The sequence below is a fragment of the Bradyrhizobium sp. UFLA05-109 genome, from assembly GCF_054185165.1.
The window spans coordinates 90,171-114,874 of record NZ_JBBIAR010000017.1 but is presented as its reverse complement, the minus strand read 5'-3'; the positions used below and the strand labels follow the sequence as shown (position 1 = coordinate 114,874).

The following is a 24,704-nucleotide window of genomic DNA, read 5'->3' as shown; positions in this document are numbered from 1 at the left end:
GGAGAGAGCGGGGCAAATCGTCTTGAAGGAAGCTGCTCTTCGAGGGCCTGGCCAGCGACTGTTGAATTGCCTGGAGATCGGTTGCCTACGCTTTGGCGTTGGCGCGGAGGTGCTCCGTCGCCCGCACCATCACATCGTGCAACCAGTCTTGCGAGGCGTCGCCTTCGTGGCGCTCATGCCAGAGCAGGCAGACTTCCAACCGGGTGGTGGGATAGGGAAGCTCGTGGATCGCAATCGGGATGTTGCGGGCGAAGGCATCGGCGAGCGGACGCGGAATGATTGCCGATATCCCTGGACCGTCCAGAAAGCCCGGAAGCGCGAGAAAGTGGGGCAGAGAGATGGCGATCCTCGGCGCCTGCTTCGAAGCGGACATTGCGCGTTCGAACGAGGCGCGGTCGAACATTTCGGATCGCCGTGCCAGCCCGCGTTCGGAGATGAAACCCTCGACAGCGCCCTCTTGTTCATCTGCGAATGAAACGACGATGATGGGAATCTTGGAAAGGATCTCGGTTGTGACCACGCCGAGTCGCTGCGACGTATGCGTGATGAGAACATCGTCGTAGTCGAATAGAAAATCGGATTTGAATCGTGCAGGCGTTCCCCGGAAGGTGCCGATGGCAGCGTCGATTCTGCCGAGATCGATCTGTTCCGCAAGGTCGATCCGGGTGACGGGCTTGATCGCGAGGTCGACGTAGGGAGCTTCCGTTCTCAGCACACTCAGCAGGCGCGACGCGAGGACCATCGTCGTAAAATCATTCGCTGCGATCGTGAATCTCCTGCTGGAGGTCGCGGGTTCGAACCGCGGCAACTCGATTGCAGCCTCGAGGGATTTGAGGGCCTCCCTGACCATCCCTGCCATAGCCAAGGCTCGCGCGGTGGGTTGCATTCCCGTAGTGGTTCGAATGAACAATTCGTCGTCGAGCATCTCCCTCAGGCGCGCCAGCGAGTGACTGACCGCCGATTGGCTGAGGTTAATCTTTTGGCTGGCTCGGAGGACACTGCGCTCCTCCATGACTGCGTCAAAGACGCGCAGCAGGTTGAGATCGAGCGTGTTGAACGAAGCGGTCATCTTGGATCCGAGTTTAGCGGCATCAATAGACCGCCGATCTCCAGCAGCAACGGTTCCTTATGGTCGATTTCCTTCGACATATTAGAGATCTAGGCCAAAATTTCGATCCCCTTCGGCTCGGCGCCTTTGGCCGGTATTGCCCGCCGTCGGAAGGGCAGCGGGCCAATCGAACTGCACAGCGCGCATTTTCATCCTGAAATCGTTTCACTTCCGCAGTGCCTCATTCCCATGAATATCGCGCCGCCGGCAGCGGTCGGAGCGAATGATGCTTGGCGGCCTCCTCCGAGGACAGGCGCCCGGTTCGGTCCATCTTCAGTGTGCTGACGCTTCGTGCCGCCGGTTGCCCACTCATCCGAAGGTTACCATCCATGATTGCAGATATTGGAGAAGTGTTCTCTGCGCAGAAAGACGGCTCTCCGCCGACGATATTGGCAAGTGGCTGCGCGCCCGGCGAAAGCGGTGTCTCCGTCGTGAGCTTGCGCTACAAGGGCGGCGCGCATTTCAGCGCCTGTCTGCGGCAGCATCTGATCGCCTTTGTTTCGAGGAGCCGGATTGCGTGCCGCCTAGCGGGTAGCGCGCTGTATCACAAGGCGCACGACGGATCGCTCGCGATCTGTCCCGCCGGACTTGATACCTGCGCCGACACCGTCCAGGACCTGGATGCGCTTCTTGTTGCAGTGCGGCCGGACAAGTTTGCGCTCGCGGCCGCCGAAGACGGAGCGGTTGAAGCCGAGTTGAGCAGTCGTCTCTGTGGCCACGACCAGACGCTTTTTGATCTGGCCGGCGTGCTGGCGCGCGAAAGCAAGGAAGGCTACCCGCGCGGGACACTGTTCTGGAACGAAATCGCGGGCCAATTCGTCGACATCCTTGCCGCACGTTACGCGATGCGGACCAGGGCGAAGCGAAACGCTCCGCTGACCGCCGACATGCTCAAGCGGTTGAAGGAGTTCGTCGTCGAGCATCTGAACGAACCGCTTGACGTCGCGACGCTTGCGAGAATGACGCACCGCAGCCAGTTTCATTTTTCCCGCGCCTTCACCCGGTCCGTCGGCGTCAGTCCACATCGCTACGTCGTTCATCTGCGATTGCAACGGGCGGTCGAGATGATTCGAGACGGAACATTTGGTCTCGCCCAAATTGCTGCCAAAACGGGTTTTGCGGACCAAAGCCATCTGACGCGCTGGGTTCGCCGCGTCCATGGCGTGTCACCCACGCAGATCATCGCTCGACGCTGAATCGGATCGCAGGAATCTTCAAGATCGGCCCCGATCATCATCCCAGATAGAGGCCACGCCAACCACCAGCGATCATGACCTGGCGCTGGTTTGGCGCATGACGTCACGCCCCAACAGGTCCTTTCGGTCTCGAAGAAGACCATGGAGAGATTCAATGGAAATGCATTCGCGAAAATCGCTCAACGAAATCCATGGCATCAGCGCTTTGCCGCGGCGCCGGCCGCGATGGCGCTCGCTCATGCGCCTCGGCATCGCACGTGTCCGGGCGGTCCTGAAAGGAATAACGAAGGCGATCGAGGCCGAACTAGCGGCTCGTCACGCCATCGCTGAACTCGTCAGCATGGATGATCACATGCTGCGCGATCTCGGATTAACCCGAGGCGAAATTGAAAACGTGATACGCCGGCCGCAAGGAAATGTCAGAGCGGATGATGTGCCGGTCCTCTCAAGCGATGCCGGTCGCCACCGACCGGCTTTGCCGCCGATCAGCTCTTTCGACCTTTCACCCGAAGCGCGGCCCGCAGCAACCTGCAGCGACTGTGCTCGTCGTGATCAGTTGGAACCTGATGGGCTCGTCAACGCGGATCGACATGCAAAGGCCCGGTCGCTGGTCTGAACGCGCGCGATGTCGTGTTCGCAATACCTCCGACATGGAGAGATCAATACCATGGCATCCAGTGAAGAGAGTTTCGCCGCGCGCGTTCGTGCGAACCAGTGCTCCCTGACTTCCGAAATCGGTACGAAGTTCGACTACATCGTCTGCGGTGCCGGCACCTCCGGTTCGGTCGTCGCCGCAAGGCTCGCAGCAAATCCGAACGTGCGCGTGCTTTTGCTGGAAGCCGGCGGCAGCGAAGAGGCGGACGTGATTGCCGATCCGAACCGCTGGCCGATGACGCTTGGCAGCGAACTGGATTGGGGTTTTGTCGCCGAACCGAATCCACATTTGAACGGTCGCGCGATTCCTTACTCGATGGGTAAGGTCCTGGGTGGCGGTTCCAGCATCAATGTCTCGACATGGTCGCGCGGACATCAGGCCGATTGGGATTTCTACGCCGCCGAATCGGGCGATGCTTCGTGGGGTTATGAAGCCGTTCTCGACCTGTATCGGCATCGAATCGAGGCGTGGACCGGAAGCGCCGATCCGGACTATCGCGGCAAGGATGGGGCGGTGCACGTACAGCCCGCGGCCGCGCCTCATGCGTTTTCGTTCGCGTTGCTCGAAGGCGCCGGGTCAGCAGGCCTGCCGCGTTTTCCGAATGCGAACGGCCGAATGATGGAGTCGCCGGGCGGGTGTGCGTTTGTCGATGAGACGGTCTGCGAGGGAAGAAGGCGGTCGATCTTCCGCTCCTATCTGTATCCGCGGATGGCCGAGCCGAACATCACGGTTGTAACGGGCGCGTTGGTGGCGCGCATTCTGTTCGAGCGTCGCCGTGCCACCGGCGTCGAGTTCCGCTGCAAGGGAAGAACCCTGCGTGCCACGGCCGGTTGCGAAGTCATTCTCTGCCTTGGCGCGATCCAGACACCGAAGCTGCTGATGCAGTCCGGCATTGGCGACGAGGACGAGTTGCGCCGCGCCGGCGTGCCGCTGCTGCAGAAGCTGCCGGCGGTCGGCCGCAATCTTCATGACCACGTCGCGTTCGGATGCGTCTGGGAAAGTACAGATATCGAGCTCCCCCGCGTGCCCAGAAGTCAGACTGCATGTTTCTGGAAAACGAATGCAGCGCTCGACGCGCCCAATTTCTACAGCTATGCGCATCGCGGGCCAGACGTCACGCCCGAGAATGCGGCGTTGCTCAAGTTACCGGCTGACTCCTGGTCCCTGGTCGTCGGAATGCGTCCCAGGAGCCGTGGCGCCGTTCATCTGACCGGGCCGGATGCAGATGATCCCGTCAGAGTTGATGCGAATTACCTTGGCGATGTCCAGGATCTGAAGGATCTTGTGGACGGCCTGGATGTCGCACGTCAGATCGGAAACTCCGCCGCGCTGCGACCTTTTACGGTTCGGGAGATCACACCGGCCACCCGCAATCCCCGAGAGCTTGAACGCTTCTTCCGCAACGGGCTTGGCACCTTCTGGCATCAATGCGGGACCGCGAGAATGGGCCGCGATGCAATGTCGGTGGTGGATGGCCGATTGAAAGTTCACGGCATTGACGGGGTGCGGGTCGCGGATGCGTCCGTGCTCCCGCGCGTGACGACGGGCAATACCATGGCGCCTTGCGTTGTCATCGGCGAGCAGGCTGCTGCCTTCGTACACGTAACAAGTTCGTAACCGGGCGATGAGCGGCGCGAACCGCAGGAATTTTCAAGATTGCGTTTTGCGAAATTCCTAAGTTGGGACCAGCGGTGCCAAGGGGCGGCAGGTTCGAAATAAAGATGGACAAGGAAAAATGTGTCAATCGGCATCTTCAAATTCTCTCCCGGATCGCAACAAGCCGGCCGAATGGCTGCAAACGAGACCTGGCGAACGTTCCCTGATACGCGTGCCGGCGGCCGATACAAACGGTGCATACTCGCTCGTCGAGATTGTCTCGGACCCCGGCGACGGCACCCCGCTGCACGTCCATCAGAATGAGGACGAATACCTCGTTGTGCTGGAAGGAAGAGCGCGCTTCGCGCTCGGCGACAAGGTGTTCGATGCGGAAGCTGGAACGATGGTCACGCTTCCCAGGAACATTCCGCATGCCTGGGGCAACCGCTCGGATTTGCAGCTGCGGATCGCGGTGGTTTGTTATCCCGGCGGGGTCGAGGAAGCCCTCCGCATCATTGCCGGTGGCGGCTTGATCGACATTCCCGCGCTGGCCTCGAGGTTCGGTGTCATCGCCCTCGGTCCCGCGCCGTTCTGAGCAGTGACGTCTCCGTCACGCATGCAATCACAACATCGTTCAAGAAATCTCCTCATGATTGTACTCAACATCAACCAGCTAGTCGCGAATTGGATCAGGTCCACTACCGAACGATTGATTGCGGCCAACTCGAATTATCATGTGTTTCACGCCGCAAATTCGCCGCCCAATCGGCCGTCGGACCGACAAGGCAGCACGCGCTTCTGATGGCGAAAGCCATTTTACACTCACCCACAAATCCGGAGATATCGAGATGCTACTTTTCATCATTCTTGCTCTGTTGGTCATTCTGGCCAAATCGCTGATGCCGCTTGCTGCTGCTGATGCCGACGTCACGTTTGATGCGGCGGTCGCAATTGCTGGGCTGCTTAGCTACGTCGCGATGTTCGGCTACATTTTTTGGCCGCCGAAAACGAACGGCAAGAGTCTCGATCGTTCTCGGCGAGATGCTTCGGTCGCCGAAGGGCATTTCGAAATGCTCGATCATTTGCAGCAAGACATCGCCGTACGCCCCGCAGGACGCGCAGTCGCGGGATCGGGCCTGGTACGGAGGCTTGTTCGGGCGAAAGACGATCCGGCAAAGCAGCGTATCCGGGCGCAGCTCAGCGAGATCGATGATGAGCGGCTCCTTCGCCTTGGCCTCACATCCGAAGACATTGCCGCGCTCCGCGGCACGGCGAGCCCGCAGGTCGAGGCGACTATTGCCCAAGCACTCGATGCGCCGTCAGAAGACGGTTGCACCTACCAGCACTCGCCTTCGATCGCAGGTGTTTCGGATGCAACGGACCATGCGCTGTACCATGAGAGCGATACGTCGCGGCGTGAACGCGTATCCGACTGCTGAGTGCCCAATTTCGGTAGCAAGCCAGGCTCTGGGTTCAATGATCCCGGCAACAATTCAAGCCCGAGGTGTCAAGCAATGACCGATCTACATGAATTATCTACCTCGCACGGCTCGATCGTCGTGGAGGAGACCGGAGACGGTGACCTGCCGGTCCTGCTGATCCATGGAAATTCGCTTTCGCGCGAGGTCTTTCGCAAGCAGCTTGGCGGCGCGCTCTCCAGAAAGTATCGCCTTGTGGCATTCGATCTGCCCGGTCACGGGGAATCCGGCGACGCCCTCGACCCGTCCCGCACATATACTCGTCCGGGTCTGGCGAGTGCGGTGATAGAGATGCTCAGTCTGCTCGGAATTAGCGAAGTTGCGGTGGTCGGCTGGTCGCTGGGTGGTCACATCGCACTGGAAATGGCGTCGAAATATTTCGGCATCAAGGGATTGTTCATCAGTGGGGCTCCGCCGGTAAGCCGGCACAACATGGCCGAAGGGTTTATTCCGACATCGCACATGAGGCTGGCAGGACAACTGCATCTTCGGCCGGAGGATATCCATAAGTTCGGCGAAGCGATCTTCGGTGCGCCGGTCCCCACCGAATTTCGTCGCGCAATCGCACGCGCCGACGGTCTGGCGCGTAAGACGATCTTTGAAGCGGCGCGTTCCGGTGTCGGGATCGATCAGCTCGTGCTGGTCGAAAATCTTGCCGTCCCGCTGGCCGTGGTGAACGGCTCCCAGGATCCATTCGTCAATCTCGATTATCTCGAGGTTCCGAAATATGCAAATCTGTGGGGAGGACGGTGCCATCGCCTGCCGGGATTGAGGCACGCGCCGTTCTGGGAAGCGCCGGACGTTTTTGACGAGCTTCTTGGAAGATTCATCGACGATATCGCTTCGCGATGAGTTGAGGCGATCGTCGACCGATCGCAGCCGGCATTCACAAGGCGTCAGCCAGCTCCGACACCAACCCATCGCAGCGGCGACGCGCAGGGACCTGTTTGGACCGGGCGACAAGGCGCTCGTGCCCCGAATGATGGCGGTCTTTCCGGCCGACAACGACCAGCGCTATCGCTGAAACTCTTGAGAGGACTGGTACGATGAGTAATTCAAAATATCTCGCTGCGGTTAGCTTCATGTGGCTGTTGTCCGGCCTGCCCGGACACGGCGCGTCGGCCGCCGCCGAGCCGGCGCCGTCGCAGTACACCGATGTCGTCAACGCCCTGCAAACCACAAGGCCGGTCAGGCTGCTGACCGATTTTGGCCAATGCGTAAATGAGAGTGCGGGGCAACCCAGCATCTCCTTGCAGGGCGGACTGTCCATCAACGCGTTCGTCGTGTTGCCGGGCCGTGGACTGTTTTTTTCCGACGTGCATCAGACCCTGGACGAGGAGAATCAGCCGGTCACCGAATACATTCGCTACAATTTGACGACTGACGACCGGTTGAAGGTTTCGTTGACGCGCATCGTGAATTCGGCGATGGCGAAGCAGGACAGCTTGGTCTGTCAGATTCCGCTCGGTGCCCGGTTCGTTTGGTAACCGCGCTACTCAATGCGTTCGCAATAGCCGCTGCAGCGGCGATCGAGAAGGGCGCCGGCGTGCCGGGCTGCTTAGCTTCATCGGATGTTTGGCTACATTTTTTAGCCGCAGAGAACGAGCGGCAAAGTCTCGATCGTTCTCGGCGAGGTGCTTCGGCTGCTGAGGAGCATCTCGAAATGACCGATCGTTTGCAGCAAGACATCGCGATACGCCCCGCAGGACGCGCAATCGCAGGATCGGGTCTGGTACGGAGGCTCGTTCGGGCGAAAGACGACCCGGCGAAGCAGCGTATCCGGACGCAGTTCAGTAAGATCGATGACGAACAGCTCCTTGGCCTTGGCCTTACATCCGAAGACATTGCCGCGCTGCGTGGTGCGGCGAGCCCGCCGGCCAACACGGCTATCGCCCAAGGCATCGATGCGTCGTCAGAAGACAGTTGCGCTTACCAGATCTCGCCACCGATTGCAGGCGTTTTGGATTAGGCGGGACTATCAAAGGTATCGCTGACAAATACGTTCCATAGGCATAACTTACAGGTGCGAGCTTGGTCGCGCATGACGCCTACACTGGCTCGTACCATTACTCGCGCGACGCGCGGAAGCTACGCGACGATCGACTGGATCAACTGACCGGCGGCGGAAATACTACGCAATTCCCGCAGGTCATCGCCGCCTATCGCAGGACGAAGGCGTAGAGCTGCAGGGCGTTGAAATCTGAGATAGCATCGACGCCGAGCGCGACCCCTTTCGCCGTCCAGCACGAATTGCCTCTGGCGGAGCTTGCGCGCGGCCTCCACGATCGACCGATAGTATCTGCCGCGCATGATCAGGCATGCTTCAGGATGCCAGTAACCCGCATCGTCTCCAGTGCATCCTCCCTATTTTGGTCACCTTTTGATCGCGATGTGAGCAGTCCAGATTGCGCGCAGCTAAGGTGTCAGTGATTTCAACAGCGAAGCGGATTTCAGGATGCGATGGAAAAGCGCTGCATTACTTGCCGTCGGATTGTTGTTTGTCAGTTTTTGGCTGCAGGGCGGCGCTCGATGTCAAACCTCGCTGGCCCCGCCGCCCTTGGTGAGCGACCAAGGCTCGCCACCAGCGGCTAGGTGTCACTGGGGCGGTCTCAGTCTGTGCAGCAACCCTGCGACAGCCAAAGGTTCGTCGCCTCCGCCGGCAATGGCGCCAGAAGTCCCGATGGATCCGCCGCCCGTTATCCTTGCCTCGCCGCCATCGGCGACCGCCAAAGGTTCGCCGCCACGGGCCAGCAAAAACGTTTCTCCACCCATGGCGACCGACGACGCTCCAGCGCGAACAGCGACCGCCAAAGGTTCGCCACGATCCGCAGCCGCCAAGAACTCGCGACCGCCTCCCAATGACAAAGACGCGCCGGCACCGGCCATCGACAACATTTTGCCCACGCCGACCATCGACAATAATCGGCCCAGGTCGCGCATCGGCAAGCTGTCTCCGTCACAGGAGCCCGGTCCTGATGGCTTTACCGTAGGTGTCGACGATGGCGAGGAGACAGGCGAGCCGCTGCCCATTAAACCTCGCTCAAAACAGTCCAAGGCCAGGCAAAAGGCCGACGTTGCCGAGAGACCATCCGCGACACAGTCGCTGGACGATCAAGCAGAAATTGAGAAACTGAAGCCAAATCTCTCGATTTGCCGAGGCTGCTAAAGGGTAAGGTGCCTTCCGGCGTGCGCTATTGCGTCAGGTGCGCCGAGGAGATGGCCTTCTGAAACAGCGCGGTCAGCGCGTCGCTGATACTGCTGTCGCTCGACACCTCGTAGTAATAGCCGGAGGTCGCGCAGGCCTTCATCTGGGTCGCGATCGAGCTGCGCCAGGGCGCGATGTAGGTGGTGTACCAGCTGTTGTTGGTGATCGCGAGATACGTGGTGTAGAGGATCGCGATGTTGATGCCACGATTCTTGATCGTATCGCAGATCGTGGTGGTGAGCGGCTCCTGGCATCGGCCCGACGAAGCGATGACGGTCTCGGAGCAACTCGACGGGTAGTAGTAGTCGGCCACTCCGTCCGAGATGAAGAACAGCCACTTTTGCGGCGAGGATGCAGTACCGGTGCCGGGCGTCGGAATCGTGCTGTTCATCGAGGACAGAATGCCGTCGAAGTCGGTGCACATATCGTTGTTGTAGTTGGTGTAGGGAATGGTCATCAGGTCGACCGAAGAAACAGCCGTCTTGACTGACGAGAGGCTCGAGGTGAGCGATGAGATCGTCGTCAGGCCGATGGAACTGCAATCGCTTCCCATGGTGTAGACCGCCATGCGGTACTGGTTGCTGACGAGCTCGCTCGACGTCGCCGTATCCGTCAACGACTGCGTCGCGGTCCGCACCAGGTCGATCCGCATCGTGATGCCGAGCTTCTTCGCGATCGAATAGTAACTGCTGGTTTGCTTGGTCTTCTTGGAGCTTGAAGTATAGGTGTCATGGCAAGCGAAGGCGCAACTGTCGGAGGTTGCGGCCTGCAAGGCGGTCATATCAGCGGTGGTCGCTCCGAGCCCCTGTGACGGCGAGTTGTCGAGCAGCACGTAGAAGTCGATATAGCTGGGCAGCGAGGCCGCCGCTGACGAGCTCGCCGACACCGTCATGGTCTTGTAGCCCAGCAGCCCCATGAAATAATTCGAAACGGTCAGTGTTGCAGTGCCGGTAGCCGTCCGGGTGGTCACGGTGTCCGTCACGGTGATGGTCACTGAGCTCGTTGTCATGCCGTATGCGGACATCTGTGCGGTGTACGTGTTCAGTGCATCGCTCTGTGCCGCAGTTGCGGTGTTCGTGATCTCGCTCTTGGCGGTGGCGACCAGCACCGCGGTGTCGAGTGCCGCCATCAGCTTGGCTCGGGCCCGCGTTGCGAGGGAGTAATCGACCGCAGCGCCAACGGTGGCGAGGACGGGCAGTAGAGCAATGGCAAAGGTCACAACGATATTTCCGCCGCGATCGGAGCGGAAACGCGAGAGCAGGCGACCAAAACGCGTGGCAGCAAACGTCAACTTGGCGTCCCCTTAAGCGAAGAATTGAACGCTTCAACCTAGCGCCGAGATGCTTAGGGGGTGGTTGCTTAACGCGTGAGGAGACGTTTCCAGCGCGTTGCTGACCGTGTCGCGCACTCGCGGCAAAATCGTATCGAATCATCGACATGAAAAAGCGGGTGTCGATCAGTCTGTGGTACCGCGCAGATCGTGGCAGTCCTGAAGCGTCGCTCTCTCATCTGAGCGCGCAGATGCGACCTCTCATGCGGCGCCATGGCCGAAGCTTCCCTTAGGTGTCGACCGAGGATGGCCGATGGAGGCGACCGATGCCACCTTGTCGCCCAACGCGAACGGCAGAAAGCTTACCCTCTTGCGCTCAGCACTGCTCGGGCCGCCGTCACATACTCCCGCCAATTCCTTTCCGCGTAGCGCTCGGCCTGTCGAGCGCAGGTGACGTCGGGCGCGTGCGCGGCTGCGATCATCCTGGCGAAGCGTTCTTCGGCGACCGTCGTGTCCGCCGCATCGGTGGTCGAAGCGAAGGTGCTGCTTGCGGCCTGCGGTGCGGCGACGAGTCCCACCATTCCGGTCAGCAAAACACGGCGTGATGTCGTCTTCATTGCGTCATCCTCTCTGGTTCTGGTCGCGCGAGCGTGGCAGGCGAGTGTGTCGTTGCAATCACGACAGAGTAAAGGCCCTCGCCCGGACAGTCCACCAGTCGCGAATACGACCTGACGCCGCGAATGGTCGCGGTCCACCCGGCGAAGGCTTTGCGCAAAACGCCAAACTTCGGACGCTGAGATGGCGAACGCAACGTCGGGCATGGCCGCTCCAGCATCGATGCGCAATGCGGTGCTTGGCTGCGTCGCCTGCATGTGCGATCCGGACCGGCGCTCGCCGCCGAGAGCGACGCGGAGGATGAGGCAATGCCGCCCGTCCCCAACATCTATCTCGACCTCAGGACGACCCACGCGACCATTCCCGCGGGCTCGCTCGGCCTCGGTTTCGGCGACTCGTCGCTGTCGATCGCGCTCGAAGCCCTGGCCACGCTGAAGCGTAGTTCGTTTCCCCACGGCCTGACGGCGGCGTAGTCGATTGCGGTCAATCTGCCGCTCACCGACGACGTCAGTGATCGGGTGTTGCTTTATGCCGCGTGCAACTGACTTCCTGCGTGGTGGATTTTCGGTAAAGCAAACGCACCGTAATTGTTCGGATGACGATGCTGCGCGTTCTCTCGCGCCCACTGATGGACAAGGCTTTTTTCATGCGCGCGATCTTCGCGCGGCAGCTTTACCCGTCAACAGATCGTTAGCCTTCCTGCGAAATCGCCAACTGCGTTATCCTGCCGCAAGGGGGCATTGCGGCAGACTGGAACTGGTTTCGCCTGGGAGGTCGTGATGCCCCGCTTGACGCCGGAACGAACGTTCCTGGCCGGGAAGATTATCTTCAACTTTGGGCAATCGTCGCTCGATTGCGTGGTGCGCCGCATGTCGGAGGAGGGCGCCACGCTCCAACTCGAGACTGGCCTTGGCGTACCCGACCAATTCCAGTTGAAGCTTGCGGACGACGAGTTGCTGGCGTGCCGCGTGGTCTGGCGCTCCGACCGCGAGATCGGTGTCGCTCTCGGCAGGGCCAGTGGCGAGGCGAGGAGCGAGGAGGCGCCGGTCCGGCGCGGCGACGCCTTGATGCGCAGCCAGATGCTGGCGCTGCGCGCCGCGCTCGATCACGTGCCGACCGGCATCGTGCTGCTCGACCCGCAACTCAGGGCGCGCCTGATCAACCGGTCATTCCGCCAGATGTGGCGGCTGCCCCAAGAGGTCGCCGACAGCAATCCCTCGATACTCACACTGCTCTATCATGGGCGCGATACCGGGGCCTACGAAGTGCCGGACACGGAGCTCGATGCGCTCGTTGCAAGGCGTGTTCGCCAGATCGAGGCAGGAGACCCCACACCGGTCGATCTGCGCCGAACCAACGGCGATGTCATGCGCGTGCAGTGCACCCCTCTGCCCGACGGCGGGCGAATGCTGACCTACACGCCCGTTACCGATATCGTGCGCTCCTCCGACGAGCTCAAGCTGCTGCGAGACGCGCTGGAGAACGTCCAGGACGGCGTGCTTCTCCTCGACGCCGACCTGAACGCGAGCTTCATGAACCGGCGGATGCGGCGGTTCTGGGAGGTGAGCGATGAGGAAGCGGCAGTCCGGCCGGCCTACGCGTCACTGGTGCGGCGCGTGCATCGCGCCAGCGCGCCGGATCTTCCCCCAAGCGAGCTGGCAAAATTTCCAGCCAGGCGCGTCGAAGAGGTCAAGGCCGGCGATCACGTGCGCGACCTTCAAACGCCTGACGGCCGGCGGATCCGCGCCCATTGCACGACGATGTCGAATGGCGGCCGCATGCTGACCTATGTCGATATCACCGACCTCACGCAAAAGGCCAAGATGCTGGAGACGTTGGCCACAACCGATCCGTTGACCGGTCTCTTCAACCGCCGCCATTTCCTCGAAAGCCTCGATGCCGAATGGAGCCGCTTCCAGCGCTATTATCGCTCGGTGTCGGTGTTGATGCTCGACATCGATCACTTCAAGTCGGTCAACGACCGCTACGGCCATGCAGTCGGCGACGCCGCGATCAGGACGGTCGCTGCCGCGTGCCTCGATGGTAAGCGCAAGTCAGATATCGTCGGCCGTCTCGGCGGCGAGGAGTTCGCGGTTCTCCTGCCCGAAACCAGCCTGTCCCGCGCGAGAACGGTTGCCGAACGCATCCGCAAGCGCGTGATGAGCTCACATATCGCCGCCCACAAGATCCAGTTCGGCGTCACCGTGAGCATCGGCATCGCCGAGGCCAGCGTCAGCATGTCCGGCACCGATGCGTTGATGAGCGCGGCCGATCACGCGCTCTACCAGGCCAAGGCAGAGGGCCGCAATCGCTGCATTGCCTGGTCGCCGCCGCCGCCCGCAAGCAAGGCGGCGGAGTGATCGCGGGAACCGCTTCTACTCCGGCACCGGCACGTCGAACGTGTTCAGCGTGACCGAGACCATGCAATAGATGCCGACGAGATAGGACAGTTCGGCGGCGCCGTGCTCGCCGAACTCCTTCACTGCCGCGCGCCAGGTCAGCTCGGGCAGCACGCCGCCGCTCACCAGTGCGGACGCCATGTCGTAGGCGACGGCCTCCTGCTTGGTCAGGTCGACCGGCCGCTGGCCGGCGACGATGGTCCCGAGTTTCTCGTCGGACAGGCCGCGCTGCTCGGCGACCAGCACATGCGCATAGAGCTCATAACCGGAGCGGAAATGCGAGCCCGTGACGAGGATCGCGACCTCGCGCACCGGCGCCGGCAGCAGCGGATTCGCTGCGATCGCCTTGACCAGATCCCACACCGGCTTGCCGAAGCGCGGCTCGCGGAGCCACGGATTCCATGGGCCGAGCAGCGCGCCGTCCTCGCGCATGTTCACAAAGCCCTTGAAATGGTCCCTGATCCCCGCTCGCATGTCGTCATAGAGCGGCTTCTGCTCGGCGGTCAGCTTTTTCGGATCGAGAATGGGAAGGCGCATGGCAGCTCTCCTCGTTGAGAAGCGCCGTACCTTGCCCGCACGCTCGTAGGAGGCAAGTGACGTTAAAGTGACGCGTCGGCGATCCCTAGACGTCGCTAGGCGTTTCCTCCCTTATCGTCGCTTTGTCTCGTAGAACCCGATATTTACGCTCTCCTGTCGGGGAAACGTCAGGTGTCTGTCGGGTCGCTGTCGTGTTCGCCATGGAGCCGCACAGCTAGTTTGCAGCCGTCAAATCGAGGACTGACATGATTGTGCAAAAGCTGAGGCTCCAACGAGGATGGTCGCAAGAGGAGCTGGCGGAGCTGAGTGGACTGAGCGTCCGCACCATCCAGCGCATCGAACGTGGCAATGCGGCCAGCATGGAGTCGTTGAAAGCCTTGGGCGCGGTCTTCGAGATCGATTTTTCAACCCTGAAGGAGACAGACATGGATATGACAGCAGGCGAACAAACGATGAAGCCGGACGAAGTCCTGGCCTTCAACAGGGTCAGGAAGATCAAGGGCTTCTACCTGCACGTGACCCAGTATTGCATCGTCGTCGGCGTCCTCGCCGTCTTCAACATCATGACGTACCCACGCTATCTCTGGGTCCTCTGGGTCGCCTTTGGCTGGGGTACCGCCGTGCTGATCCACGGCCTGCGCACCTTTGATAAGGTGCCTTTCATGACCGGCGAGTGGGAGCGGCGTGAGGTCGAGCGCTATCTCGGTCGGAAACTTTGATGAGGCGCGCCGGACCGTATGGGGTGAGCCTCTTCCCCTCTTTTCGAACCGGGCCCTCCAGTCCGCCGACAAAGGCGGGTAGGTTCGATCAAGAGAGCGTTTTGGATGCGAAAGTTCGTCGTTTTTGCTCTTGCGAGCGCGATGTTCGCTGCAGGCTTGTACATCGCAGCTGTTGAGCTGTTCTTGCGCGAAGCGATCTACTATCGTCTTCTCTTCGTTGGCGGCTCCCTGGCCTTGCTGGGCGGTTATCTCCTTTGGACCGATTTTCTTGCGCCGTCGCTCAACATCCGGACCTGGGAGGACTGACGTCCGGCCCGGCCGCGTCCGGCATCACGCCAGCGGTTCGCCCAGCGTGTGCATCAGCCGATTGGCCCAGCCGAAGATCGCGGCCGACAGCACGAGGTCGATCTGTTCGAGCTCGCTGAGGCCTGCGTCAGCCAGTTTGAGAGCGTCATCCGTCGTTGCCTCGATCGGTGTCGTCGAGAGCTTTGTGGCGAAATCGAACAAGACCTGCTGTCGCGTCTCCAGCGCGGCGTCGCGCTCGTCGGCAAAGATCTCCTCGACGACATGGTTCTGCCCGGTGAGACTGATGAAGCGCGAGGCATGAACGGCAGCACAGTAGATGCAGCGGTTGACGATGGAGGCGCTGAGCGCGCCGAGCTCGCGCTCGGCGGACGACAGGCCGTCCTTGCCGTACATGATCATGTTGAACAGCGGCGAGCGGACCTCGAGTGATTCCGGATCATGCGCCAGCGTCAGCACGTAAGGTGACACGCCCTTGTTCGAAGGCGTGACCTTCATCGCCGCGAGCTGCTCCGTCGTTGCGGATGCGAGCTCGACCGGGGTGACATAAGGCGACCAGGTCGGGATCGTGGCGGTGAAGGTGTGAACGACCTCGCTCATCGGGCCTCGACCAGTTTGAGAAGTTTCAGGCCAGCAACGACCCGCAACTGATAGTTCACGAAAGCGGCGAGCTCAGACAGCCGCACGATGTCGGCTTCGCTGACACCGGCGGCCTTCATTGTCTCGATGTCCTGCCGCGTTGCCTTGCGCGGGGAGAGCGTCAGGAGGTCGGCGTGTCGTGCCATGGCGTCGTTCAGTGGATCGCCCGAGCAGCTGCCGGGCTCGGCGAGAGCGGCGACATCCAGATCATGCGAATGCGCGAGATAGGATTTGTAGTGCGCCGTCAGCGCGGCATCGCCGAGGTGCCGGCACATCCGCGCCGCGAGCGCTGCGCGCAGGCCGTGGCTCAGCCCGCCCGGCTCCCGCGGGACCAGCACCGCATCATGGGCGGCTTCGCTCAGGCGCAGGATCTCGGCGCGCGCATTCAGCGCCTGGCCAAGCCGCGACCCCTCTGGCACGCCGGCCATCGTCTCAATCAGCGTGGTCACGCGCCACCTCGTGAGTTTTGCGGGTTTGCGACATCCGCGACCGTGAAGCTGAGCGACTTGCCCATCTCCAGAAAGGCCGACAACTCGGCTTCGTAAGGCGCGGGATCAAGCCCGCGCGCGGCGAGCCATTGCGGATCGTAGTAAGTCTGGCGATAGCGCTCGCCGGAATCGCAGATCAGCGTGACCAGCGATCCCGTCTCGCCGGCGTTACGCATCTCGCTGGCAATGCGGCACAGCGCCAGGAAATTGGTTCCGGTCGAGCCGCCGACCGCACGGCGCAGCCGGCGGGTCAGCAAATTCATCGCCGCGATCGTCGCTGCGTCCGGGATCTTCATCATGCGATCAACCACACCCGGAACGAAGGAGGGCTCGCAACGCGGACGGCCGACGCCTTCGATCAGCGAGGGCCGCTCGCAGATTTGCGTACGATCCTGGTTGCGGAAACAGTCGAAAAAGGCGGAATGCTCGACGTCGGCGACGCAGAGCCGGGTCGGATATTGTCGGTAGCGCAAATAGCGCCCGATGGTTGCCGAGGTGCCGCCGGTACCGGCGCCCATCACGATCCAGTCCGGCACCGGGCGCGGCTCGCCCTTGAGCTGGGTGAAGATCGACTCGGCGATATTGTTGTTGCCGCGCCAATCTGTGGCGCGCTCGGCAAAGGTGAACTGATCCATGTAGTGGCCGTTCAGCCGCGCGGCGAGCGCGGCGGCCTCCGCATAGAGCGCGCGGCCATCGTCGATCAGATGGCAGTTGCCGCCATAATGCTCGATCGCGCCGATCTTCTCCGCCGAGGTCGTGCGCGGCATCACCGCATAAAAGGGTACGCCGATCATCTGCGCGAAATAGGCTTCCGAGACTGCCGTCGATCCCGATGACGCCTCGATCACCGACGTGCCTTCGCGGATATGACCGTTGCAGAGTGCGTAGAGGAACAGCGATCGTGCCAGCCGATGCTTCAGGCTGCCGGTCGGATGGGTCGATTCATCCTTCAGATAGATGTCGATGCCCGCGAGCGCCGGCACGATGAGGCGGATCAGATGCGTATCCGCCGAGCGGCACTGATCGGCTTCGATCGACGCCACGGCCTCGTCCACCCAGCCGCGCCTGTAGGCCGGTCCGGTCGGGTTTTGATGGCGGAAAGGGGCTGGCTCCATGACAAAAAGCTCTCATAATTCTTCTTGCACATCAAGAAATATCATTCATGCTATATCCGAATAATGCAAACGGCCTGCCAATGAACAACGAAATTATCGACATCCGGCTCTTGGAGGCCTTCGCGGCGGTGATGTCGGCAGGCAGCATCACCGGCGCTGCGCGGCTGCTCGGCCGTTCGCAGCCAGTCGTGACGCGGCAGATCCAGGACCTCGAGGCCGATGTCGGCTACCTCCTGTTCTCCCGCAACGGCCCGCGTATCAGTCCGACGCCGAAGGGCGTGCTGTTTCATGCCGAGGTCGAGCGGCTCCTGATGGGCCTGAAGCACATCCGCCAACGCGCCAATGCAATCGGCGCCGGCGCGCTTCCGGTGCTCAGCCTCGCCGCGATCCCGGCGCTGGCCGCGGGCTTCGTCCCGGCCGCGCTTGCCGCGCTGGAGCGCGAGCTGCTGCCGGCTCAGGTGCATGTCCAGGCGCTGTCGGCCGAGAATGTCGTGCAGTCGGTATTGTCGCAATCGGTGGATTTCGGGCTAGCCAGCCTGCCGGTCCAGCATCCCGGCCTCGACGTGCAATGGGTCTGCGAGGTGCCGTGCGTCGCGTGTCTGGCGATCGATCATCCGCTCGCGAAGAAGAAGGTGATCCGGCTGAAGGATCTCGGCGGCGGCCGTCTGCTGACGATGGCCAATCCCTACCGGCTGCGCCGCCGCGTGGACGAGGCGCTGGAGCGTGAGGCCGTGATGCCCGCGGAGGTCATCGACACCAATTCCTCGATGACCGCGATCGCGATGGCCAAGCAGTCGCTCGGCATCGCCATCGTCGAGCCGGTGCTGACGTCGAGCCTTCCGGTGGAAGGCGTCGTCACCCGGCGTCTCGATGTCTCCATTCCTTTCCTGTTTGCGGCACTCTCGCCAACCGGGCGCGAGCTGACGCCGACGGTCGCTTCCCTCAATGACGCGCTGCGCGCGGCGGTCGCGCTGATGCCCGGCGCGAAGCTGCACAGCGGCGCGGCCGCAAGCCTCGAGCTCGATGAGGTGGCCGACGAATTCGAGAAGGCCAATTCATGACGATGATGACGCCTAACGCAGCCGGCCTCGCGGCGCTCGAAGAGCGACTCAAGCAGGATCTGTCTTGGCTGGAACTGCCGGCCAAATCCTGGGTGCCGCGTCGCGCCGTGGACGGCGTGGCCGTCGTCGACGTCGTGATCGTCGGCGCCGGCATGGCGGGCCTCGTTGCATCGGCCATGTTGAAGCGGCTCGGCGTCGACAATCACCTCGTACTCGACCGTGCGCGCGCAGGTGAGGAGGGGCCATGGGTCACCTTCGCACGGATGCGCACGCTGCGCTCGCCGAAGGAATTGACCGGCCCCGCGATGGGGATGCCGGCGCTGACTTTCCGCGCGTTCTACGAAGCGCAATACGGCCGGGAGGCCTGGAAGGGGCTCGACCGCGCGCCGCGCACGATGTGGATGGACTATCTCGTCTGGTACCGCAAGGTGCTCAACCTGCCGGTCCGCAACGAGGTGACGGTCGAGCGCATCCACGGGCGTGCCGACGAGCTGTTCGAACTTGATGTCAGCGAGCGCGGCGCGCGGCAAAAAATCCTGGTGCGCCATGTCGTGCTGGCGACGGGACGCGACGGCCTCGGTGGCGCTTACGTGCCGCCGCTGGCCGATGGCATCGACCGACGCTTTTGGGCGCATTCGTCTGATGCGATCGACTTCGAAATGCTGCGCGGCAAGCGCGTCGCCGTGGTCGGCGCGGGGGCATCCGCGATGGACAACGCGGCAGTCGCGCTGGAGAGTGGCGCTGCCCGGCTCGATCTCTTCATCCGGCGCGCCGACATCCCACGCATCAACAAGTTCACGGGCATCGGCAGCCAGGGCGTCGTGCATGGCTTTGCCGGCCTCACTGATGAGTGGAAATGGCGCTTCCTCGATCACACGCTGAAGGCGCAGACGCCGCCACCGCGCCAGAGCGTGCTGCGCGTCTCCGCCTACCCGCATGCGCATTTCCATCTCGCAAGCCCGATCGATGATCTCGTCGTTGAGAATGACCACCTTGTCGTGACGACCCCAAAGGGACGCTATGAGACCGACTTCATCATCTTCGGCACCGGCTTCAAGGTCGATCTCGCGCTGCGGTCCGAGCTCGGGGAGTTCGCGCCGCATATCCGCTTCTGGCGCGATCGTTTCCCGACGCCTGTAGGCATGGACAATGCCGAGCTCGAAGGCGCGCCCGATCTCGGCGACATCTTCCAGTTCCAGGAGAGGGTGGCCGGCGCCTGCCCGATGCTGTCGCGACTTTACGGCTTCAACTATCCGGCGACGCTGAGCCACGGCAAGCTCTCAGGCGATATCCCCGCGATCAGCGAAGGTGCCGATAGGCTGGCACGCGGTATCGTCCGCCGGCTCTTCGTCGAGGATCGCGAGATTCACTTCGCCAATCTCAAGGCGTTCGCCACGGCCGAGATCCTCGGCGACGAATGGACCGACGCCGACGCCATTCATCAACCCGCCGAGTAACCACAAACCGGACAGGCAAGCGCGAGATGCAGACGAGCAGAAAAGCCATCGTGGCAGCGATCGCCGGCAATGCGATGGAATGGTACGATTTCACGGTGTTCGCGCTGATGACGCCGGTCATCAAGAACCTGTTCTTCCCGGTCGACCCGAAGGTACCGGGCAGCGAGATCAACGCACTGCTGCTCACCACCGCTCTGTTCGGCACCGGTTTCTTCATGCGGCCGGTCGGCGGCCTCGTGCTCGGCTATTTCGGCGACCGCAAGGGGCGGAAGGCGGCGATGACGCTCGGCATGGGTATCATGGCGCTCTCGGTCGCGCTGCTCGCAATGGCCCCGACCTATGCGACGGCCGGCATCGCCGCGCCGCTCATCGTACTGTTGGCGCGGCTGCTCCAGGGCTTTTCCGTCGGCGGCGAGTTCGGCACTTCGACGGCCTATCTGATCGAGGCGGCACCTGTCGGCCGCACCGGCTTCTACGGCTCGTGGCAGATCGCGGGTCAACTCATGGCGAATGTGCTGGGCGCAGTGCTCGGTGCCGTCTTGACGCTGACATTTACGCAGGAGCAGCTCGCGGCCGGCGCCTGGCGCATCCCGTTTTTCGTCGGCCTCGTGATCGTTCCGATCCTGCTCTACATGCGCGCCAAGGTCGTCGAGCCCGAAGCATCCCAGCGCAACATGGCAACCGTCCACAAGGAGCGCTTCATCGCCGCGCTTAAACATCCCGGCCGCAACTTCCTGATCGGCATGGGCATGGTGGTCGCGAGCGCAGTCTCGTTCTACGTGACGTTCGGCTATACCGTGACCTACGCCAAGGAAGTGCTGAAGCTGCCGCTGATGCAGAGCTTTCTGGTGCAGATGATCGCGGCGATCGTCATGGTCGTCGTCGTCCCCATCGCCGGCGCCGTGTCCGACCGCTATCCGCGCAAGCCGCTGCTGCTCGCATCCCTCGCCGGCTATTTCGTCTCGCTCTATCCGCTCTATGCCTGGGTGATCGCCGAACCGTCGATCGCAAAGCTCCTGGTCGCGCAGGTCGTGATCGGCTTCTTCAGCGCGTTCTTCCTCGGCGTCTACTGCACCACGCTGGTCGAGTTGTTCCCGATCCGCGTCCGCTCGACCGCGCTCGCGATCGTCAACAATGTCGCGGTGCTGATCTTCGGCGGTTTCGCGCAGTTCTTCGTGACCTGGCTGATTGCGCTCACGGGCTCCCCGCTCGCGCCGATCTTCTACGTCATGATCGGCGTCGGCCTTGGCCTGATCTCGGTGATCGCGATGCGTCCCGAGGACGGTGAGCGCGACATGGCTGCGGCGGAGCGCGTCGCCGAACAGGTCTCGTAACGGCGCGCGCCGGTATATTTCACGAGATTGTATCATTGAGCAGGTGCCGCCTGTGGTATATGCCTGTGCGCAACGAGCACAGGCAGGTAAAACATGCAGGTGGCTGATTTCGTCGTCAGGCTTTCATCACGAAGCATCGCCCTGCTTGGCACGCTCATCCTGCTCACGTCGATCTATTCCGACACCGTAAGCGCACAGGGCACTGAGGCGATCTGGCCGACCGCTCAATGGCAGACCTCAACGCCGGAAGAGCAGGGCATGGATTCGGCCGCGCTGGCCAAACTGGTCGCGTCCGGCATCCCGCGCAGCTTCGACAGCCTGCTTGTAACACGCCACGGCCGCATCGTGCTCGATGCCTATTACGCGCCTTATACGGCTGATATGCCGCACGTGATCAACTCCTCTACCAAGGCGGTGGTCGCGACGCTGCTGGCGATGGCCTACAAGGATGGCCTGCTGGATCGTCTCGATCGTCCGATGCTGGATTTCTTTCCCGATCGCGACGTCGCCAATCTCGACGAGCGCAAGAAGGCCATCACGGTCCAGCAGTTGCTCAACATGACATCCGGCCTCGAGTGGGACGAGGGGTATGTCGGCGGCCGGGAGCAATCGCTTCGCGACATGAGCGCGAGCTCCAATTGGGTTCAATTCATCCTCGATCGCCCGATGGCGCATACGCCGGGCGAAGTGTTCTACTACAACAGCGGCGGTTCGCATCTGCTATCCGCGATCGTGGCCAGGATCACCGGCAAGAGCACCGCTGACTATGCGCAGGAGAAGCTGTTCGGGCTGCTCGGGATCGCCCAGCCGTTTTGGCGCCGTGATCCGCAGAAACTCCCGATCGGCGGCTTTGGCCTTTCGATGCGGCCGCGGGACATGGCGAAGATCGGCTATCTCTATCTGCGCAAGGGCGAGTGGGCGGGCAAGCAATTGCTGCCGGCGGATTTCCTCGATGCCGTCAATCATGCCACCATCGACATGAATGCGCGATTTGAGCCCGGGCTGCGCTACGCCAACCAGTTCTGGGCCATTCCCGACAAGCCTGTCTTCATGGCGGTCGGCTATCATTGTCAGGTGATCATGGTACTGCCGGAGCGCGACATCGTCGCCGTGATGACGGCGACCAATTTCTGTCCATTCCGCAAGCTGGCCGACGAGATCTCTGCCGCCGTCAAATCCGAGTCTGCTTTGCCGGCCGATGCAATTGCGGCCGAACAGCTGGCAAAGCTGGTCGCGGACGTGTCGATGGAGAAGCCGACATCGGTCGGCGCCACGCCCGCAACCGCGTCTGCGATCTCGGGCAAGACCTATAAGTTTTCCGACAACGCCTCGGGCATCAAGACACTGACGCTGTTCCTGGCCGATGAGAACCCGCGCTATGTTGTGGAGACGGACGCGGGCGACCCCGCGCGGCGTCGCCTCGACGGGCCGATCGGTCTCGATGGCCTGTACCGCAAAAGTCCGCCAGGCATTTTCGGTGTTCGCGCCGCCAAGGGCACGTGGCAGAACGAGCGGACATTTGTCATCGACCTCCAATATGTCGGAGGCGGCGACGCCTGGACGTGGACGCTCACCTACGACGGCAACAAGATCGCGCTACGCGGCAAGGCGAGGGACGGCCGTGAGGAGTCGGCGGAAGGGGTCGCGGGCGGCTAGCGTCTCGGTCCGGATTGACGCGAGGACGATGGCCTGGGCCGCTCAAAACTCCAGTGGCGCATTGTCGACGACCTCCTTCATCACGAAGAAGGTTCGGGTCTGGCGAACGCCGGGCAGCGCGATGAGCTGCTCGCCATGGATGCGGTTGAAATCCTCCATGTCGCCGACGCGGATCTTGAGGAAGTAATCGAAATCGCCGGCGACGAGGTGGCAGTCGAGCACGAATTTCAATTTCGCGACCGCCTGCTCAAAGATCGCAAAGCTCTCCGGCGTCGAGCGGTCGAGCACGACGCCGACCATCACCAGCGTGCCCTTGGCCACCATCTTCGGCGCGACCATGGCGCGCACCGAGGCGATAAAGCCGTCCTCGAACAGGCGCTGGGTGCGGCGATGGCAGGTGGCAGGGCTGATGGCGACAGTTTCGGCCAGCTCAGCATTACTGAGCCGGCCGTTATTTTGCAGCAATCGCAATATCTTAAGGTCGGTGCGATCGAGTCTCGATGGCATGAAAGAAATTTCCGCAGAATGTGTATCTGATGAAAGAAAATAGATCAAATAGCGAAGAATATGCAACGATCAGTCGCATATTTCGCCCCCTTTTGAGAGCACATTTCCTGCGGCTGATGCTAATCGTTCGCTCCAGCTCAACGCCAATCGGGATGACCTTACGATGCTCGAAAAATTCGCGCGCTATCCGCTGACCTTCGGGCCGACGCCAATCGAGAAGCTGGAGCGACTGTCCAAGCATCTCGGCGGCAACGTCGAGATCTATGCCAAGCGCGAGGATTGCAATTCCGGTCTTGCCTACGGCGGCAACAAGCTGCGCAAGCTCGAATACATCATTCCCGACGCGATCGCCTCGAATGCCGACACGCTGGTGTCGATCGGCGGCGTGCAGTCCAACCATACCCGCATGGTCGCTGCCGTCGCGGCCAAGATCGGCATGAAGTGCCGCCTGGTGCAGGAAGCGTGGGTGCCGCACGAGGACGCCGTCTACGACCGCGTCGGCAACATCCTGCTGTCGCGCGTGATGGGCGCCGACGTGCGCCTCGTCGAGGACGGTTTTGACATCGGCATCCGCAAGAGCTGGGAGCAGGCGCTCGAGGAAGTGAAGGCCGCGGGCGGCAAGCCCTACGCGATTCCGGCCGGCGCTTCCGTGCACAAATATGGCGGGCTCGGCTATGTCGGCTTCGCCGAAGAGGTGCGCAAGCAGGAGCAGGACCTCGGCTTCACGTTCGACTACATCATCGTCTGCACAGTCACCGGCTCGACCCATGCCGGCATGCTGGTTGGATTTGCCGCGGACGGCCGCGCGCGAAAAGTGATCGGTATCGATGCGTCCTTCACGCCAGCGCAGACCAAGGCGCAGGTGCTGTGGATTGCGCAGAACACCGCGAAACTCGTCGAGCTCGGCAAGGAGATCGTCGAAGACGACGTCGTGCTGGTCGAGGACTACGCCTATCCCACCTATGGCGTGCCGTCGGAAGAGACCAAGGAGGCCATCCGCCTCACCGCGCGTCTCGAAGGCATGATCACCGACCCCGTCTACGAGGGCAAGTCGATGCAAGGCCTGATCGATCTCACCAAGAAGGGCTATTTCGAGAAGGGCGCGAAGATTCTCTACGCCCACCTCGGCGGCGCGCCCGCACTCAACGGCTACGCTTACGCGTTCCGGAACGGCTAAGGCGGCCCCATCAAGACTGTCGTCCCGGGGCGCGACGAAGTCGCGAGCCCGGGACCCATAACCACAGGGTCGCGTTTGGCGAAGAACGACGTCGTGCGTGCCTCAAGATAGATCACGCGGTATGGATCCCGGATCTGCGCTCCGCTTCGCTACGCTTGTCCGGGATGACGACGTGGAGCGCGCACGAGC

Annotated in this window: 26 protein-coding genes; 18 read left to right on the top strand and 8 right to left on the bottom strand. The window is 61.9% G+C overall.

The window, feature by feature from the left end; all coding sequences use genetic code 11:
* Positions 1-85 precede the first annotated feature (85 nt).
* Positions 86-1,069, bottom strand: a complete 984-nt coding sequence (locus tag Q3C01_RS14930; RefSeq protein WP_458146084.1) for a LysR family transcriptional regulator — start codon at positions 1,067-1,069, stop codon at positions 86-88.
* A 269-nt stretch (positions 1,070-1,338) separates the two neighbouring features.
* Between Q3C01_RS14930 and Q3C01_RS14925 the strand changes: the two genes are divergently transcribed.
* From Q3C01_RS14925 to Q3C01_RS14885, 9 genes are all read left to right on the top strand, one after another.
* Positions 1,339-2,304, top strand: coding sequence for a helix-turn-helix domain-containing protein (locus Q3C01_RS14925; RefSeq protein WP_458146083.1), 966 nt, complete (start codon positions 1,339-1,341; stop codon positions 2,302-2,304).
* Between the two features lie 154 nt (positions 2,305-2,458).
* Positions 2,459-2,920, top strand: coding sequence for a DUF1127 domain-containing protein (locus Q3C01_RS14920; RefSeq protein WP_458146082.1), 462 nt, complete (start codon positions 2,459-2,461; stop codon positions 2,918-2,920).
* A 51-nt stretch (positions 2,921-2,971) separates the two neighbouring features.
* Positions 2,972-4,576, top strand: a complete 1,605-nt coding sequence (locus tag Q3C01_RS14915) for a GMC family oxidoreductase (protein ID WP_458146081.1) — start codon at positions 2,972-2,974, stop codon at positions 4,574-4,576.
* A 118-nt stretch (positions 4,577-4,694) separates the two neighbouring features.
* Positions 4,695-5,150, top strand: coding sequence for a cupin domain-containing protein (locus Q3C01_RS14910; protein WP_458146080.1), 456 nt, complete (start codon positions 4,695-4,697; stop codon positions 5,148-5,150).
* A gap of 139 nt (positions 5,151-5,289) precedes the next feature.
* Complete coding sequence (locus Q3C01_RS14905; RefSeq protein ID WP_458146079.1) at positions 5,290-5,994, top strand: hypothetical protein; 705 nt, start codon at positions 5,290-5,292, stop codon at positions 5,992-5,994.
* Positions 5,995-6,885 carry an alpha/beta fold hydrolase gene (locus Q3C01_RS14900; RefSeq protein ID WP_458146078.1) on the top strand — a complete coding sequence of 297 codons (891 nt, stop codon included), beginning with the start codon at positions 5,995-5,997 and terminating at the stop codon, positions 6,883-6,885.
* Between the two features lie 230 nt (positions 6,886-7,115).
* Positions 7,116-7,520, top strand: a complete 405-nt coding sequence (locus tag Q3C01_RS14895) for a VirK family protein (protein WP_458146077.1) — start codon at positions 7,116-7,118, stop codon at positions 7,518-7,520.
* Between the two features lie 176 nt (positions 7,521-7,696).
* The gene (locus Q3C01_RS14890; RefSeq protein WP_458146076.1) at positions 7,697-8,002 is read left to right on the top strand and encodes a hypothetical protein; all 306 of its coding nucleotides are present in this window, start codon (positions 7,697-7,699) and stop codon (positions 8,000-8,002) included.
* A 711-nt stretch (positions 8,003-8,713) separates the two neighbouring features.
* Positions 8,714-9,199: a hypothetical protein gene (locus tag Q3C01_RS14885; protein ID WP_458146075.1), complete on the top strand. Its 486-nt coding sequence runs from the start codon at positions 8,714-8,716 to the stop codon at positions 9,197-9,199.
* Positions 9,200-9,224: 25 nt separating this feature from the next.
* Here Q3C01_RS14885 and Q3C01_RS14880 read toward each other — a convergent pair whose 3' ends face one another.
* Positions 9,225-10,529 carry a TadE/TadG family type IV pilus assembly protein gene (locus Q3C01_RS14880; RefSeq protein ID WP_458146074.1) on the bottom strand — a complete coding sequence of 435 codons (1,305 nt, stop codon included), beginning with the start codon at positions 10,527-10,529 and terminating at the stop codon, positions 9,225-9,227.
* A gap of 341 nt (positions 10,530-10,870) precedes the next feature.
* Positions 10,871-11,125: a hypothetical protein gene (locus Q3C01_RS14875; protein ID WP_458146073.1), complete on the bottom strand. Its 255-nt coding sequence runs from the start codon at positions 11,123-11,125 to the stop codon at positions 10,871-10,873.
* Between the two features lie 306 nt (positions 11,126-11,431).
* On the opposite strand from Q3C01_RS14875, the gene Q3C01_RS14870 reads away from it, so the two are divergent.
* Both Q3C01_RS14870 and Q3C01_RS14865 read left to right on the top strand, forming a co-directional pair.
* Entirely contained in the window at positions 11,432-11,596 is a 165-nt protein-coding gene (locus Q3C01_RS14870; protein WP_458146072.1) for a hypothetical protein, read from the top strand.
* A 306-nt stretch (positions 11,597-11,902) separates the two neighbouring features.
* The gene (locus Q3C01_RS14865) at positions 11,903-13,483 is read left to right on the top strand and encodes a sensor domain-containing diguanylate cyclase (RefSeq protein WP_458146071.1); all 1,581 of its coding nucleotides are present in this window, start codon (positions 11,903-11,905) and stop codon (positions 13,481-13,483) included.
* A 15-nt stretch (positions 13,484-13,498) separates the two neighbouring features.
* Here the strand turns inward: Q3C01_RS14865 and Q3C01_RS14860 are convergent, their stop codons facing one another.
* Complete coding sequence (locus Q3C01_RS14860) at positions 13,499-14,059, bottom strand: carboxymuconolactone decarboxylase family protein (protein ID WP_458146070.1); 561 nt, start codon at positions 14,057-14,059, stop codon at positions 13,499-13,501.
* A 245-nt stretch (positions 14,060-14,304) separates the two neighbouring features.
* On the opposite strand from Q3C01_RS14860, the gene Q3C01_RS14855 reads away from it, so the two are divergent.
* Both Q3C01_RS14855 and Q3C01_RS14850 read left to right on the top strand, forming a co-directional pair.
* Complete coding sequence (locus tag Q3C01_RS14855) at positions 14,305-14,778, top strand: 2TM domain-containing protein (RefSeq protein WP_458146069.1); 474 nt, start codon at positions 14,305-14,307, stop codon at positions 14,776-14,778.
* A 105-nt stretch (positions 14,779-14,883) separates the two neighbouring features.
* A complete protein-coding gene (locus Q3C01_RS14850; RefSeq protein ID WP_458146068.1) occupies positions 14,884-15,084 on the top strand; it encodes a hypothetical protein in 201 nt (66 codons plus the stop codon).
* Positions 15,085-15,108: 24 nt separating this feature from the next.
* Here the strand turns inward: Q3C01_RS14850 and Q3C01_RS14845 are convergent, their stop codons facing one another.
* The 3 genes from Q3C01_RS14845 to Q3C01_RS14835 are packed head-to-tail and all read right to left on the bottom strand — an operon-like array spanning position 15,109 to position 17,323.
* A complete protein-coding gene (locus Q3C01_RS14845) occupies positions 15,109-15,681 on the bottom strand; it encodes a peroxidase-related enzyme (RefSeq protein ID WP_458146067.1) in 573 nt (190 codons plus the stop codon).
* On the bottom strand, positions 15,678-16,148 hold the full coding sequence (locus Q3C01_RS14840) for a CMD domain-containing protein (RefSeq protein WP_458146109.1): 471 nt from the start codon (positions 16,146-16,148) through the stop codon (positions 15,678-15,680). Before Q3C01_RS14840 ends, Q3C01_RS14845 begins: the two co-directional genes overlap by 4 nt.
* A 17-nt stretch (positions 16,149-16,165) precedes the next feature.
* Positions 16,166-17,323 (bottom strand): PLP-dependent cysteine synthase family protein, encoded by a 1,158-nt coding sequence (locus tag Q3C01_RS14835; RefSeq protein WP_458146066.1) that lies wholly within the window; start codon positions 17,321-17,323, stop codon positions 16,166-16,168.
* A gap of 80 nt (positions 17,324-17,403) precedes the next feature.
* On the opposite strand from Q3C01_RS14835, the gene Q3C01_RS14830 reads away from it, so the two are divergent.
* From Q3C01_RS14830 to Q3C01_RS14815, 4 genes are all read left to right on the top strand, one after another.
* Complete coding sequence (locus tag Q3C01_RS14830) at positions 17,404-18,384, top strand: LysR family transcriptional regulator (protein WP_458146065.1); 981 nt, start codon at positions 17,404-17,406, stop codon at positions 18,382-18,384.
* Entirely contained in the window at positions 18,381-19,841 is a 1,461-nt protein-coding gene (locus Q3C01_RS14825) for an NAD(P)-binding domain-containing protein (protein WP_458146064.1), read from the top strand. The genes Q3C01_RS14830 and Q3C01_RS14825 overlap by 4 nt, the downstream gene beginning before the upstream one ends.
* Before the next feature lie 26 nt (positions 19,842-19,867).
* The gene (locus tag Q3C01_RS14820; RefSeq protein ID WP_458146063.1) at positions 19,868-21,175 is read left to right on the top strand and encodes a citrate-proton symporter; all 1,308 of its coding nucleotides are present in this window, start codon (positions 19,868-19,870) and stop codon (positions 21,173-21,175) included.
* 93 nt (positions 21,176-21,268) lie between these two features.
* Positions 21,269-22,831, top strand: coding sequence for a serine hydrolase domain-containing protein (locus Q3C01_RS14815; RefSeq protein ID WP_458146062.1), 1,563 nt, complete (start codon positions 21,269-21,271; stop codon positions 22,829-22,831).
* A 42-nt stretch (positions 22,832-22,873) separates the two neighbouring features.
* Here Q3C01_RS14815 and Q3C01_RS14810 read toward each other — a convergent pair whose 3' ends face one another.
* Entirely contained in the window at positions 22,874-23,338 is a 465-nt protein-coding gene (locus Q3C01_RS14810) for an Lrp/AsnC family transcriptional regulator (RefSeq protein ID WP_458146061.1), read from the bottom strand.
* Between the two features lie 163 nt (positions 23,339-23,501).
* Between Q3C01_RS14810 and Q3C01_RS14805 the strand changes: the two genes are divergently transcribed.
* The gene (locus Q3C01_RS14805; RefSeq protein WP_458146060.1) at positions 23,502-24,515 is read left to right on the top strand and encodes a 1-aminocyclopropane-1-carboxylate deaminase; all 1,014 of its coding nucleotides are present in this window, start codon (positions 23,502-23,504) and stop codon (positions 24,513-24,515) included.
* Positions 24,516-24,704: the final 189 nt, after the last annotated feature.